General features: G+C 63.0%; 11 protein-coding genes, 2 tRNA genes and 1 pseudogene. 3 read left to right on the top strand and 11 right to left on the bottom strand.

Annotation, left to right across the window (positions count from 1 at the left end; all coding sequences use genetic code 11):
- Positions 1–14 precede the first annotated feature (14 nt).
- From HKK80_RS05400 to HKK80_RS05390, 3 genes are all read right to left on the bottom strand, one after another.
- A complete protein-coding gene (locus HKK80_RS05400) occupies positions 15–389 on the bottom strand; it encodes a hypothetical protein (RefSeq protein ID WP_411798598.1) in 375 nt (124 codons plus the stop codon).
- Between the two features lie 96 nt (positions 390–485).
- Positions 486–2,417, bottom strand: coding sequence for an ABC transporter ATP-binding protein (locus tag HKK80_RS05395; protein WP_411798597.1), 1,932 nt, complete (start codon positions 2,415–2,417; stop codon positions 486–488).
- Positions 2,418–2,739: 322 nt separating this feature from the next.
- The gene (locus HKK80_RS05390; RefSeq protein WP_411798596.1) at positions 2,740–3,219 is read right to left on the bottom strand and encodes a DUF192 domain-containing protein; all 480 of its coding nucleotides are present in this window, start codon (positions 3,217–3,219) and stop codon (positions 2,740–2,742) included.
- Positions 3,220–3,303: 84 nt separating this feature from the next.
- On the opposite strand from HKK80_RS05390, the gene HKK80_RS05385 reads away from it, so the two are divergent.
- Positions 3,304–3,376 (top strand) — tRNA-Val (locus tag HKK80_RS05385).
- A 36-nt stretch (positions 3,377–3,412) separates the two neighbouring features.
- On the opposite strand, the gene HKK80_RS05380 is transcribed toward HKK80_RS05385, so the two are convergent.
- On the bottom strand, positions 3,413–5,203 hold the full coding sequence (locus tag HKK80_RS05380) for an L-aspartate oxidase (RefSeq protein WP_411798595.1): 1,791 nt from the start codon (positions 5,201–5,203) through the stop codon (positions 3,413–3,415).
- A 120-nt stretch (positions 5,204–5,323) separates the two neighbouring features.
- Between HKK80_RS05380 and HKK80_RS05375 the strand changes: the two genes are divergently transcribed.
- Positions 5,324–5,397 (top strand) — tRNA-Phe (locus HKK80_RS05375).
- Between the two features lie 229 nt (positions 5,398–5,626).
- Here HKK80_RS05375 and HKK80_RS05370 read toward each other — a convergent pair.
- The 7 genes and pseudogenes from HKK80_RS05370 to HKK80_RS05340 all read right to left on the bottom strand — a co-directional run bounded on the left by HKK80_RS05370 (position 5,627) and on the right by HKK80_RS05340 (position 12,025).
- Entirely contained in the window at positions 5,627–5,722 is a 96-nt protein-coding gene (locus tag HKK80_RS05370) for a PQQ-binding-like beta-propeller repeat protein (RefSeq protein ID WP_411798737.1), read from the bottom strand.
- A gap of 136 nt (positions 5,723–5,858) precedes the next feature.
- The gene (locus HKK80_RS05365; protein ID WP_411798594.1) at positions 5,859–6,596 is read right to left on the bottom strand and encodes an SDR family NAD(P)-dependent oxidoreductase; all 738 of its coding nucleotides are present in this window, start codon (positions 6,594–6,596) and stop codon (positions 5,859–5,861) included.
- Positions 6,597–6,677: 81 nt separating this feature from the next.
- A pseudogene (locus tag HKK80_RS05360) lies at positions 6,678–8,063 on the bottom strand (cryptochrome/photolyase family protein).
- 165 nt (positions 8,064–8,228) lie between these two features.
- Positions 8,229–9,035 (bottom strand): ABC transporter permease, encoded by an 807-nt coding sequence (locus HKK80_RS05355; protein WP_411798593.1) that lies wholly within the window; start codon positions 9,033–9,035, stop codon positions 8,229–8,231.
- Complete coding sequence (locus HKK80_RS05350; RefSeq protein WP_411798592.1) at positions 9,029–9,871, bottom strand: ABC transporter permease; 843 nt, start codon at positions 9,869–9,871, stop codon at positions 9,029–9,031. The genes HKK80_RS05355 and HKK80_RS05350 overlap by 7 nt, the downstream gene beginning before the upstream one ends.
- 1 nt (position 9,872) lies before the next feature.
- Complete coding sequence (locus tag HKK80_RS05345; RefSeq protein WP_411798591.1) at positions 9,873–10,961, bottom strand: ABC transporter ATP-binding protein; 1,089 nt, start codon at positions 10,959–10,961, stop codon at positions 9,873–9,875.
- A gap of 5 nt (positions 10,962–10,966) precedes the next feature.
- A complete protein-coding gene (locus HKK80_RS05340) occupies positions 10,967–12,025 on the bottom strand; it encodes an ABC transporter substrate-binding protein (RefSeq protein WP_411798590.1) in 1,059 nt (352 codons plus the stop codon).
- A 262-nt stretch (positions 12,026–12,287) separates the two neighbouring features.
- On the opposite strand from HKK80_RS05340, the gene HKK80_RS05335 reads away from it, so the two are divergent.
- A complete protein-coding gene (locus HKK80_RS05335; RefSeq protein ID WP_411798589.1) occupies positions 12,288–13,757 on the top strand; it encodes a response regulator in 1,470 nt (489 codons plus the stop codon).
- Positions 13,758–13,785 lie beyond the last annotated feature (28 nt).

Raw genomic sequence — 13,785 nt, 5'->3', positions numbered from 1 at the left:
CGTGTGACACGCGGCTATCCCGCTGTCAGCACCGATGAGCCGAGCAACACGAGACCGCCGGCCGCCAGCAGAACCGCGCCGATAACGCCGAGTTCGGCAACCGGGAGTGGCGTACCGGTGAGCGGATTCAACAACACGATACCCGCACCGAGACAGCTGATCGACCCGGTTCGTGCCAGTGTTGGTCGAACACCGTCGATTCCATTATAGTTGGCCAGCACAGCGAGAAGATATCCAACGGTAGAGAGCCCGAGCAGGGCTGTAGCTGCCGGGAGCGACCCATAGGGGCCAACCGTGATACCGGTGAGCCATGCGTAGCCGGCTGATCCGAAAACAACGAGGATACCGACGGCTCCGATACCGGTACCGATAGCCTGTGTATCCGCCATCAGCTCGATCTATGCGTGGACGATGAAACCACCACCGACTGCGGGTAGCGATCACCAAAGAGGCGTCACGTGACCGGCTACCCGAGCGGTGATCGATCAGTCGTCTTCGGCGGTCTCGGTGCGGGCCTGTCGGCGGCTCGCACGATCGATAAACGCCTGTGGCAGCGAGTCGATCTCGCCGGCCTGCACCCCCCAGAGGTGAGCATAGAGCCCTTCGGCGTCGAGCAGCTCATCGTGGGTGCCGCGCTCGACGATCCGGCCGTCTTCGAGGACGACGATCCGGTCGGCATCCTTGATCGTCGACAGCCGGTGGGCGATGGCGAACGTCGTCCGGTCGGTCGTCAGTTCGTCGAGACTGCGCTGGATCAGCATCTCCGTCTCAGTGTCGACATCGCTGGTCGCCTCGTCGAGGACGAGGATCGCGGGGTCTTCGAGGATCGCCCGCGCGATGGCGATCCGCTGGCGTTGGCCGCCCGAAAGCTTGACGCCGCGCTCGCCGACCATCGTCTCGTAGCCGTCGGGGAGGTTCTGGATGAAGTCGTGGGCCTCCGCGGCCTCGGCGGCCGCGCGGATGTCGGCGTCGCTGGCGTCGAAGCTGCCGTAGGCGATGTTGTCCCGAATCGTCCCGTAGAAGAGGTAGGGCTCCTGACCGACGTAGCCGATGGCCTGGCGGAGTGAGCGGCGGTCGACGGCGGCGATGTCCTGGCCGTCAACCCGGATGGTTCCGGTGTCAGGATCGTAGAGCCGCAGGAGGAGCTTGAGCACGGTCGATTTGCCGGCTCCCGTCGGGCCGACGAGTGCGAGCGTGTCGCCGCCCTCGACGGTGAAATCGAGATCCGCCAGTACCGGGTTCTCCTCGTCGTAGCTGAAGCTCACGTCGTCGTACTCGACGCGGCCCTCGTCGACAGCGAGGTCGTCGGTGCCGCTGTCGTCTTCCAGCGACTCGGTTTCGTCCATCAACCCGAAGATCCGCTCGGCGGAGGCCTCCGCCCGCTGGTACATGTTGATAATTTGTCCAAATTGGGCCATCGGCCAGACGAGCTGCTGGGTAAAGAGGATGAAGACGACGAACTCGCCGGTCGAGAGGGTGCCGGTGAACGGGCCCGGCCCCGACCCCGAGAAAACCCACAGCCCGCCGACGAGGAAGGTGAGGATGAACCCTGCGCCCGAGATCAGCTGGAGCCCGGGGAAGAAGCGAATCCGGATCGTGATCGCTCCCCAGTTTGTCTCGTAGTAGTCCCGCGACACGTCGTCGACGCGGCCGGATTCGAACTCCTCGGTGTTGGAGGATTTGATGACCTGGATGCCGCCGAGGTTGTTTTCGAGTCGGGAGTTCACATCGCCGACGCTGGAGCGGACGGCGGCGTACTTCGGCTGGATTGTCTTGACGAAGATGTAGGTGAAGACCGCGATCAGCGGGACCGGCGAGAGCGCGACGACCGCGAGCTGGGGGTTGAGATAGACGAGATACGCGGCGATGGCGACGACCATGACAGCCAGCCGGAAGGCGGAGTTGAGGCCGTCGTTGAGAAATCGCTCCAGCTGGTTCACGTCGTTCGAGAGGATCGACATCAGCTCGCCGGTCTGTTTGTCGGCGAAAAAGCCCATATCGAGCCGCTGCATCGTGTCGTAGGTATCGGTTCGCACGTCGTGTTGGATGTCCTGGGCGAAGGAGTTGAAGCCCCAGTTGCGAAGCCAGTGAAAGCCCGCGCCGACGACGAACGAGACCGTGATCAGGACGATGACGAGGGTGAACTGATCGACCGGCTCGGTCGGCAGCCACGCTTGTGGCACCAATGGGAGCGAAAAGGGTTCGATACCCTGAAACAGGCTGTCGATGGCGACGCCGAGCAGGATCACCGGTAGCAGATCCAACAGGCGCGCGGCGAGACTGGCGAGCACGCCGAGGGTGACCGACAGCCAGTAGGGTCGGCCGTACTCGCCGACCAGCCGGCGCATGGGGTCGTCAACCCGTTGGCGTTGCTCCTCGAATGGGTCGTCCTCAGCCGCTGGCTCGACGCTACTCACTGTGTTTGGTAGGGTGGCTGTCGCAAAGAGGGTTGGCTTCGGCCAGAGGTTCGACAAACAGGCAGGTAGGTGGGTTGGCTGCCGACCAACCGCTATCCTGGCGGATTGAAAGGGCGAGGCACGGTCGACGAACCCCGGCGATGTAAGCACCGCAGGAGTGAGCAGCGCGAACGACGAGGAGCGCAGCGAGCCGCGGGAGTTCTGCGAGCGAAGCGAGCAGAACCTCGAAAGACGAGCGCAAGCGAGTCTTTCGGCGGTCGACCGTGCCGAGGGCTTTCTACACCTACTACTCTCTCATTTCCGCGTCAAATACACACTCATATCATCGATATTCAGCGGGGATTTCGATCCGGTCGCCGACCGCGATGTCGTTGTCGGTTGTGTAGTTGTACGGGACTTCGAGCACGTATTTCGCGGTGCCGCGGAAGGTCTGGTTGTCGTCGGGCTCGGCGTGGTGGATCGTCGTGATCTCGCCGTCGGCGTCGATGAAGACGATATCGATCGGGAAGGCCATATCGCGCATGACATACCCGCGGCGGCCCTCGCTGTTGTGGATGAACAACATTCCCTCGTTGGGGCCGAGCGAGGAGGTGTTGCTCAGGCCGGTGTAGCGTTTGTCGAAGGTGTCGGCGATTCGGGCGTCGACGGTGGCGAGTTCCGCGTCGGTGTCGTCGTCGACGACGGTGACGGTCGTCCACTCGTAGTCGCCGGCGAAGACGCCGCTGGTGACCGCGAGGGCTCCGCCGCCGACGATGACGGTGACCGCGAGGAGTGCCAGGATCCACGTCCGGGGCCGTGCCATTGGTCACGATTGGGCTGAACGGGGGATATGGCTTCCGACGCGGAAGGAAACCGTTATTGACAGGCGGGCGGTGACATCGAATGCGGGCTCGTGGTCTAGTGGTTATGACGCGGCCTTTACAAGGCTGAGATCGGTGGTTCAACTCCGCCCGAGCCCATTCTCATACCGCACGAACGCGTGTGCAGCAGGGTTGCTACTCTAATTGGTGGTAATCGAGTTCGTAGCCTTCGTCCAGTGCCGCTTGGACGGCCGCACTCGGGGTCTCGACCGGCTCCGTGTGCGTCGTCATACCGCCGAGATCGGCCTGCCGGTAGTAGATGTTGCGCTGCCACGTGTCATCGGTGTCGGGGGAATCCGTCCGGTAGTGCGCCCCGCGTGATTCCGCGCGCTGCTTTGCGCCGCGAAGGACGGCCTCGGCGGCAGTCAGCATGAAGCCGATATCGACAGCAAACTCGAAGGACTCGCTGGTCAGCGATCCGGTCGTCATGTCGCTGGCCTGCTGTCGGACGGCGTCGAGTTCGTCGAGTCCGGCGTCCAGTTGGCCCTCCTCGCGGAGGAGCCCGGCGTGTTCCCACATGAGTTCCTGCAACGCCTCGAAGACGGCGGTGACAGCGTACTCGCCGTCGGTGTTCGCCATCGCAGCGAGGTCGGCAAACTGCGGTTCGACGACCGTCTCGCGGAGGTCGTCGGGGACAGTCCCCGGCCCGTCGATCCGCTCGGCGATCCGCTGGCCGGCGACAACGCCGTAGGCGACGGTTTCGGCCAGCGAGTTGCCGCCGAGGCGGTTGGCACCGTGGACGCCGGCCATCGTCTCGCCGATGGCAAACAGGCCGTCGACGGCGGTTTCGCCGTGGGCGTCGACAGCGACGCCACCCATCCCGTAGTGGGAGGTAGGCGCGACTTCGACCGGTTCCTCGGCCATATCGACGCCGAGTTTCTGGAACCGCTCGTACATCCGCGGCAGTCGCTCCGCGATGAAGTCGGCATCGCGGTGAGAGATATCGAGATAGACGCCGCCGGTGTCGGTGCCGCGACCCTCGGCGACCTCTTTGGCGATTGCGCGGGCGACGACATCGCGGGCGTCGAGCTCCATCTGATCCGGCGAGTAGCGCTCCATGAACCGCTCGCCCTCGCTGTTGAACAGCCGCCCGCCCTCGCCGCGAACCGCCTCGGTGACGAGCCGGCCGCTCCATGGTGCCCACTCGGGGTCGGACTCGTCGACAGCCATCCCGGTGGGGTGGAACTGCACGAACTCCATATCCATCAGTTCCGCGCCGGCGTCGTAGGCCAACGCCGGGCCGTCGCCGTTGTTCTCGTCGTCCCGGGAGGTGTGGCGGTTGTAGATCGCCGCGTAGCCGCCGGCGGCCAGCACGACGCTGCCGGCGTTGAACAGCATGAACTCGCCGCTGTCCATGTCGAAGCCGACCGCCCCGTAGACCTGCTCGCCGTCGCTGACGAGCTTCGTGATCATCACGTCCTCGCGGTAGGGGATCTCCAGCTCTTGGGCGCGGTCGATCAGCGTGTTCAGGAGTGACTCGCCGGTGTGATCGCCGGCGAAGGCGGTTCGGCGGAACGACTGGGCACCGAAGTAGCGTTGGTCGATCTCGCCGTTTTCGGTTCGGGAGTATGCCATCCCCCAGTCGTCGAGTTCCCGCAGCCGGTCGGGCATCTGCTTGGTGACGGTTTCGACCTTTGTGGGGTCGTTGACAAAGTGGCCCTCGTCGAGGGTGTCGGCGGCGTGGATCGCCCACGAGTCCTCGGGGTCGTGGGTGCCGAGCGCGCCGTTGATGCCACCGCGGGCCCACGTCGTGTGGGCGTCGCCGTGGCCGCGCTTGCCAAGGACGAGGGTGTCGTCGATCCCCTGTTCGGCCAGTTCGATGGCCGCTCGGGCACCGGCCGCGCCGGCCCCGATCACGAGAACGGACACGTCGACCTCGGTGTATGCTGGTACGGCATCGGTCGTCGTAGTGGACGGCTGACTCACAACTATTGTAGGGGCTGTAGCTACTTGAGGGGTTCGCGCGCACGCGCGCGAAGCAGCACAAAAACGCGGTGCCGTCTTTCGAAATCCTTTTTACTGCAATTCCCATCGCTTGGAGTGCGCGCCGCCTTAGCTCAGACTGGGAGAGCACTCGACTGAAGATCGAGCTGTCCCCCGTTCAAATCGGGGAGGCGGCATTCCACGTTTTGCTGCGTCGGGTGTCCTCGCTCACATCACTCTCACGGCTTCGCCGTTCGAGCAGCTGGAGCCCTCGCTTCGCTCGGGCTCCCGTTCGCTGCGGGCACCGCTCCTTGCAAAACCTGGACTAAAACTGCCGGCCGCTCCCTGCGGTCGCGGCCGGTGAAACCACGGCTCGCTTCGCTCGCCGTGGTATGCTGAAAAATTCTGCCAGAGTCAAATACTCGCTTACCTCTCGCTGAGCGCGGTCAGCGCGTTGACGGCTGTGCCGACGTAGACGGTGCCGTCGGCGACTGTTGGCGACCCCACGAGCGTCGCACCGATCTCGGAGGCTCACCGCTTGTCGCCCGTAGCCGCCGCAATCGCATAGCGGCTGTTAGCCTGTGACGTACACCGTCTCGTCGACGACGACCGTTACAATCGCTGATCAGTCGACACCATCGATACGCCCTGCCATCCGCTAGACTTCCGGGAGCCGGCCGCCGTCGACCGCGATATTCTGCCCACTAATGTAGCCGCTGCCATCGCCGAGGAAGAACAGCAGCGGCGCGGCCAGATCATCGAACGAGGCTGGCCGCCCCTGCGGGTACGACGACACATCCGACACGGTGTTTTCGACGGCAAACGGTGAGATTGCGTTGACGGTGACGCCGTCGTCCTGCGTATCGTTGGCCAGCATCCGAGTGAACATGAGCACGCCGGTTTTCCCGACGAAATACGGGAAGTTCACCGGGTGGGCGTGGCGTCGGTCACAGTCGGCGAATCCGATGTTGACGATCCGGCCCCATCCCGACGCACGCATCCCGTCGAGTGCCCGGCGGGAACACAGCACGGTTCCGTAGAAGGTGCTCTCGACGGAATCACGCCACGCGTTCCACTCGATGTCCTCCCAGTGGCGGGCGTCGAAGTTGCCGACGTTGTTGACGAGGATATCGACGCTGCCGAGATGTGACTCGATGGTGTCGAACAGCTCGTCGACCGCCTGTGGGTCGGTGATATCCCCACTGACGGTCGTGGCATCGACGCCGTACTCACGGGCGTCGGCTGCCGTCGTCTCGGCCGCGTCGGCGCTTGTGTTGTAGTGGACGGCGACATCTGCCCCAGCAGCAGCCAGCGTCAACAGCAACTCGCGGCCGACACGCTGTGCGCTCCCTGTCACAAGGGCTGTTCGCCCGTCAAGCTCTGGTACCAACTGCATGGCTGTGATTGCGCCCGCAGTGGCTTGAACCTGCGGCGGCCTGCTGGGTGTTGCAGATTCACCAGCAGCGACACTGGCCGCCTATCGCTTGCCCAAGGCTGTCTCGAAAGTCTCCTGTGCCCGCTCGTAGCCGTGGTTGCGATCGACAATCGGCTCGGCGTACTCGGGGGCCAGCCGGTTGCGTTCCGCCGCCGACAGCGTCGGTCAGTCGATGATCTTGTCGGCGGGGATATCCCGCAGTTCGGGCACGTATTCCGTAATGTACGTCGCGCCGTCGTCGTACTTGCTGGCCTGACTCACCGGATCGAAGATGCGCACGTCGACCGAATCCGTGCCCGTCGAGGCCGTCCACTGCCAGCCACCGCTGTTCGAGGCATAATCGTGATCGATCAACTGTCGCCGAAAGTGCCGGGCACCCTCGCGCCAGTCGATCAGCAGATGTTTGGTGAGAAACGAGGCGACGACCTGCCGCGGGCGATTGTGGATATACCCCTCGTGGTCGAGCTGTCGCATGCCGGCGTCGACGAGTGGGTAGCCGGTTTCGCCGGCTTTCCACGCTTCGAGATCGTCCTCGTCGTTTCGCCATGCAATCTCGTTCGGAAAGTCGACGTAGTTCTCCCGCCCCAGATTCGGGTTGTAGTAGAGAAGGTGATAGTTCTGCTCGCGCCACGAGAGTTCGTACCGGTACTTGTCGACATTGCGGCGTTCCTGCCCGCTGACGGCGTCGTAGACCGTCGACGCGCCGGCCCAGACCTCGCGGATCCCGATCATGCCGGCGGCCAGATACGGCGAGAGCCGCGAGACAGCCGCGGTTGGCTCGTCGACGGCCCTCGACAGGTCGTCACGGGTGTCGTTGTAGCTGAGAATCCCCGTATCGAGAAAGTCGTCGAACCGCTCGCGTGCAGCCTCGTAGCCCGCGGCTGGCAACTCGATATCGACATCCGGTACGGGGACGGTTTTGCCATCCTGTATATCGAGCAGGTCGCTCTCGTCGGGCTCGTCGGACGGCGTCGCTTTCGGTGCCGCCTCCCAGTCGTTGTGGAACTGGCTGTGGTTCGGGTACGACGAGTCGAGTTGCCCCGGATCGACCAAGACGAGATCCGTTCGGCTGTCGGTGCTGATTCCATCGGCGGTGAGTTCGTCGTCGACGCGCTGCTGGGCGCGCCGTCGTGATGGCCGGTAGTGCTCAGTATAGAAGACCGCGTCGGCGTCGTGCTCGTCGCACAGCGACGCCAGCACCTCGGCGGAATCGCCAGCCCGGACGAGCAGGTCGCTGCCCAGCTCGCGGTACCGCGCTTTCAGTTCACGCACGCCGCCCATCAGCAGGGCTCGCTGTCGGCGGCCGACGTGTTCGAGTACATCGGTGTCGTAGACGTAGACCGGGAGGATGGTGTCATCCCGTGCGGCCGCCGCAAGCCCGACGTTGTCTCGCGTTCGAAGGTCACGCTGATGCCAGAATAGACGCATACGATATTGTGGGGCCGCGTCGATGAATGTGCTCCGAACCGTGATACAAAGTAGCACGCAACACGAGCGAGCGGGGCGGCTGTCGTGTGCCCGTCAGCACCCTTGCGTACGTAAATAATATCACTGGAGACGGTTGCCTCAGAAGCCGAAACGAACCGGCGGTGACTACGTTGGTCGCTGTAACACCGAGGCACTCCCGGCGATTACCGCGCTGACGATCAAGACGAGGACGCTCGCCGCGTTCAGAAAGCTCGTCGCCCCGATTCGAACCTTCCCGAAGATCTCCAGCGGGATGGTCGTGATCCCCGAACCGGCCAGAAAGAACGTGATGAGAAACTCGTTGAACGAGAGCGCAAACGCAAACAGCGCGCTCGCTATCAGTGCTGGCCGCAGCAGCGGCACGGTGATGGTGAGAAAGATCGTCCGCCGATCGGCACCCAAATCCCGTGCTGCCTCCGGAAGCTGATCATCAAGCTCCGTATACCGCGCGGTCAGCAGGAACGTGGTGAACGGCAGCACCCAGAACAGGTGGCCGAAGATTACCGGCAGGTATCCGAACCCGATGTCGGCGACGCCGGTCGTGACGCCGATGCCGAAGGCGACGACGATGGTCGGAACGAACAACGGCAGCCCGATCACGAGTGCGACCGCGCCACGGACGCGCGATGGAAGCTGACTCCGGATGATCGTGTATGCGCCGGCAAGGCCCAGCGCCGTTCCGCCGACCGCAGCGACGACAGCAATGCCGAAACTGGTGAGTGCGGCCCTGACGAATCGACTGTCGGTAAGCACCGCACCGTACCAGCGAAGCGAGACCCCGTCGATCGGGACGGTCGGCTGTGCGTTCGGCGAGAGTGAGAGATAGCCGACCGCGAGGATCGGCAGGTAGAGAAACAGCAGCGTCAGTGCGACGACCGTCCCCGGGAACCGGCCGGCTCCGCGGGTGAGGGCCAGTCGGACGCGCCCTACCATTGTCGCAACTCCTCCCGCACCTGTGGGATCGTGGCTCCGGCAAGCAGTGCGACGACCACCACCGCGAGGAAGACGAACGAGAGGGCCGCGGCGAACCCGTAATCGACGTACTGGCGAAATGCCTCGGTGATCAACGAGGCGATCATCACGTTCCCGGGGCCACCGAGGATCGCCGGCGTCGCAAACGCCCCCGCGATACGCGCATAGACGATCAGGGCTGCCGCGATAGCTCCCGGCAGCGTACTCGGCAGGATCACGTCGAGAAAGACACGCCGGTTCGTTGCACCCAGATCGCGTGCGGCCTCGATGAGCCGGTAGTCGAGCCGCTCCATCGACACGTACAGCGTCAGTACGACGTAGGGGAGATAGATGTAAACGAAGCCGATGAACATCGAGATATCGTTGTACAGCAGGTCGAGTGGCTCGGCGATGAGTCCGAGCGATGTCGCCACGGTGTTGAGCAGCCCACCCCGGGCCAGAATCCAGACCCAGCTGTAGTTCAACACGACGTAGTTGAGCCACAGCGGCAGCGTCAGCGTGACCAGCAGGGCGAGTCTGTATCGTCGCGGACAGCGGTGGGCAACCCAGTAGGTGACCGGATAGGCGATCGCCAGACAGACGCCGGTGACGACGACGCCGACACCGAGTGAGTACAGCAGCGTGCCACGATACAGCGGCGAGACCGCCTCCTGATAGGCGGCTGTGCCCAGTCCCGGGCCGATACTCTCGACGAACAGGACGATCAGCGGCAGCACGCCGACGGCAACCGCCACGCTCACCGGCACGCCAGCGATAACGCCTTCGCGGAGTGTGCTCTGCTCGTCGGCTGTGCCCATCTCACGCCTCCACGAGCACTGCATCGGTTATCTGCAGCCTGACGCTGTCGCCGACGGCAAACGCGCCGGAATCGCTGCCAACGGCTGCCGACCCGTCAGCTCTGACCGCTGCTGTCGAGTCCTCACCACGCCGAACCGTCAGTTGTCCGCCACTCGACAGTTCGACCGTTGCTTCCTCGAAAAACCCCTTGTATGCATGATCGATCACGGTTCCCCGTATCGACCCAGTACCGACGGTCACCGACTCGGGCCGGATCATCACCGACACTGTCTCGCCGATAGAGGCTGTCTGTCCGTTCGGATCGACCCGCACCGTCCCGGCAGGTGTGTCGACCGTGACGGCGCTATCGACCTCGGTAACCGTCCCGCTGAGAACGGTGGCATCACCCAGGAAGTCGGCCACGAACCGTGTCTGCGGTCGTTCGTACAGCCGATCCGGGGCCCCGATATCGCGGATCTGGCCGTCTCGCATCACGGCGATCCGGTCGGCCATGCTCATCGCACTGGTCTGATCGTGTGTCACGTAGAGAAAACTCGTCGCGGCGTCGCGTTGGATGCGACGGAACTCGGCTTCCATCTCGGCGCGTAACGCTCGATCCAGCGACGAGAGTGGTTCGTCGAGCAGCAACACGTCCGGCTCGGTCGCCAGCGCCCGCGCGAGGGCCACCCGCTGTTGCTGACCGCCGGAGAGCTGTGTGGGATCGCGGTCGGCAAACTGGCTCATCTCGACAAGAGCCAGCGTGTCTTCGACGCGGCTGGTTCTGTCCGCTGCCGGCATGCCCGCCTGTTTCAGCCCGTAGGCGACGTTTTCGGCGACCGTCATATGCGGAAACAGCACCAGATCCTGAAACACCATGTTCGTCGGCCGGTCGCGGGCCGGCTGGTTGGTGATATCCTCGCCGCCGACCCGCACGACGCCGGCATCGGGCGTCGACAGTCCGGCCAGCAGTCGGAGCGTCGTTGTTTTGCCACACCCCGACGGACCGATCAGTGCAAAGAACTCGCCGTCGTCGACGGTGAACTCGACGTCGTCGACAGCCCGTTCGTCGCCGAACGTCTTCGTGAGCCCATCGGCCGCGAGTGCGGTCACGCTGCCTACGCCTCCTGTTTCGCCGCCGACCACGTCTTCGAGTACTCCTCGATGAGTGCCGTGGGTTTGGGCTCCTCGTAGATGAACTGCTCCGGGGTATCCAGCCCGAACGCGGCTTTCGTCACGTCCTCTTCGTCGAAGACGCGCTCGTTCGGTACCGCGATGTTGTTCGGCTTCATCAGCGACTCATAGCCCATCCGGCTGTGCCACTCCTGGATGAACGTGTGTGCCAACTCTGCGTTCTCGGCCCCATCACGGATGCAGAACTGGATGAACCACGCCTTGGTTCCCTCTTCCGGATACACCCGCTTGATGGGCAGTCCATCCGATTGCATCGTCTGGATGACGTAGTTCCAAACCGGTTGTACACCGACCGTCTCGTTACGCAGTAGCTGTTCGGACTCCCCGCCGTTGTTCCACGTCCCGCCGGTGAGTTCGAGCCGGTCGACGAGGTCGGCTTGTAGGGCGTCGAAATCGACTTCGTCGGTGCTCGTCGGGTTCAGCGGCTCGTCAAACACCGCGTTGCGATACAGGGCCTGTAGCCGAGCATCGTCACGGCCACCGACCAGCCCATCGAGTTCTTCGTTCCAGAGGTCGCTGAGTGCCGTTATCTCCGTGTCGACCAACTGGGTGTTGACAGCGAGCGGCGTCTGCCCAAAGCTTCGTGGCACCCCATATACCTCGCCGTCCTGCTCGAAGTAATCCTTCTTCAGAAAGTCAAAGACGTTCTCGTAGGCCGGGATCTCATCAAGATTGATCGGCTTGATCAGGCCTTCTTCCATCGCCGGGGTAACGGCGTAGTTCCCCAGCGGCGTGAGGTCGTAATCCGCCCGCCCGGCACGCAACTGCGAAAGCGTTTCCGCCGACCCCTGGGCCGCCTGCCGCTCAACGGTGACACCGTGTCGATCCTCGAACCCCGCTATCACGTCGTTGTTGTACACGTACCCCCAATCGAGCAGTGTGAGGGTTCGCTGCTGGCTGCCACCCATACAGCCAGCAACACCGACTGTTGCTGCGGTGCCAGCACCGACGAGAAACGACCGCCGTGTAGTGTTTCTTGACATTAGTTTGTTATGCAGTTCCGCTTTCTTAAGTCCTCTGTCGCCGCCCAGTTGCGACAGTTCACTGCCCGGTCTGGGACTGCCTACTTCGGATTATGACACGAACACGACACGAGCAATCACAGCGGCCATCGTCTGCGTACCGATGCCGCACCGACAGTACTGGGAAATAACGCAGTCGCCGATCCGTGGTATTGACTGAATCAGTTGTTGATGAGACGATCCCGCGTAATTTTATCAGAGGAGCTTCATAATCATTGATACTGTGACTGAAAGTGCGGGAATAGATATCCTCCACGTTGACGATGAGCCGGAGTTCCTGGAGGTAGCGGCGGACATACTCGAGGGTGAAAGAGAGGAGTTCACCGTTGAGACAGCCGTAGGTGTTAGTGAGGGACTGGATCGACTTGCTGCGGACGACTTCGACTGTGTCGTGAGCGATTACGAGATGAGCGGCGAGACCGGTATCGGATTTCTCAGAACGATTCGCGAGCGGAATCCTGATCTCCCGTTCATTCTGTTTACCGGGAAGGGAAGTGAGGAGATTGCCAGTGATGCGATCTCGGCTGGGGCGACCGACTACCTGCAGAAGCAGATCGGCAGCGACCAGTATACGGTACTGGCAAACCGGATCGAGAACGCTGTCGAGCAGTATCGCGCCAAACAGCGCGCCACCGATCTCGATCGGATTCGGGCGCTCACGAGTGAGATCAATCAGGCCCTCATGCGGGCCGATTCACGGTCGCAAGCCGAAACCCGCGTCTGTGAGATCATCAGCGACTCCGACCCGTATCTGCTCGCGTGGATCGGCGAGGTTGACGAGGACACCCAAGAGATCAGGCCCCGGGCATCGGCTGGCGTCGAGGACGGCTATCTCGACGATATCACTGTCACGGCGGATGCGACACCGACGGGCCGCGGTCCCGGTGGCACGGCCATCCGTGAACGGCGTGTGGCTGTCTCCCAGAACGTCAGCGAGGATCAGCAGTTCAAACCGTGGCAAGCGGAGGCTGTGGCGCGTGGCTATCAGGCCGTGGCTGCCGTCCCGCTGGACCATCAGGATCGGCTCTACGGGGAGTTAGTTGTCTATGCGAACCGACCACAGGCGTTCGACGACCGCGAACAGGAACTGCTCGCCGACCTCGGCAGAGATATCGGGTACGCCATCCACGCACTGGCGCTAGAGGAGGATCTCCACACACAGCAGACCCGACAGCGGGCCCTCTTCGAAAACGCGCCGAACCCGGTGATGGCAGGCGAAGAAACCGGATCCGCACATCGGATCGTCAACGTCAACGACGCGTTTGAGGAGACATTCGGGTACACTAGAGAGGAGGTCATCGGTACCGATGTCGCCGAAGTACTCGTTCCCGACGACGGGAGAGCAGCCCACGAGGAGTTCCGCGAGCGGGCAATGGCTGGCGAATCGATCACCACCGAGGTCGAACGCATAACGGCCGATGGGCCACGCGAATTCCTGTTACACGTCATCCCTTACGGCGTAACCGACGATACTATCGAGGGCACCTACGTGTGGTACATGGATATCACCGATCGCAAGGAGCGAAAGCGAGAGATAGATCGGCAAAACTCGATTCTCCGAACCATCCTGGAAAACCTGCCGATGGGAGTGCTTGTCGAGGATACCAACCGTGACGTTCTCATGGCAAACGATCAGTTATGCGATACGCTCATCTGTAGCGATGAGTACTTCTTTTGTGAACGGAGCTCGTAACTGGTCTCAAGATGGTCAGCAGAGAGAG

This window comes from Halonotius sp. F2-221B (assembly GCF_046719765.1).
Classification (GTDB): Archaea; Halobacteriota; Halobacteria; order Halobacteriales; family Haloferacaceae; genus Halonotius.
The sequence above is the reverse complement of the archived record's forward strand: the minus strand, read 5'-3'. Positions and strand labels throughout refer to the sequence as shown.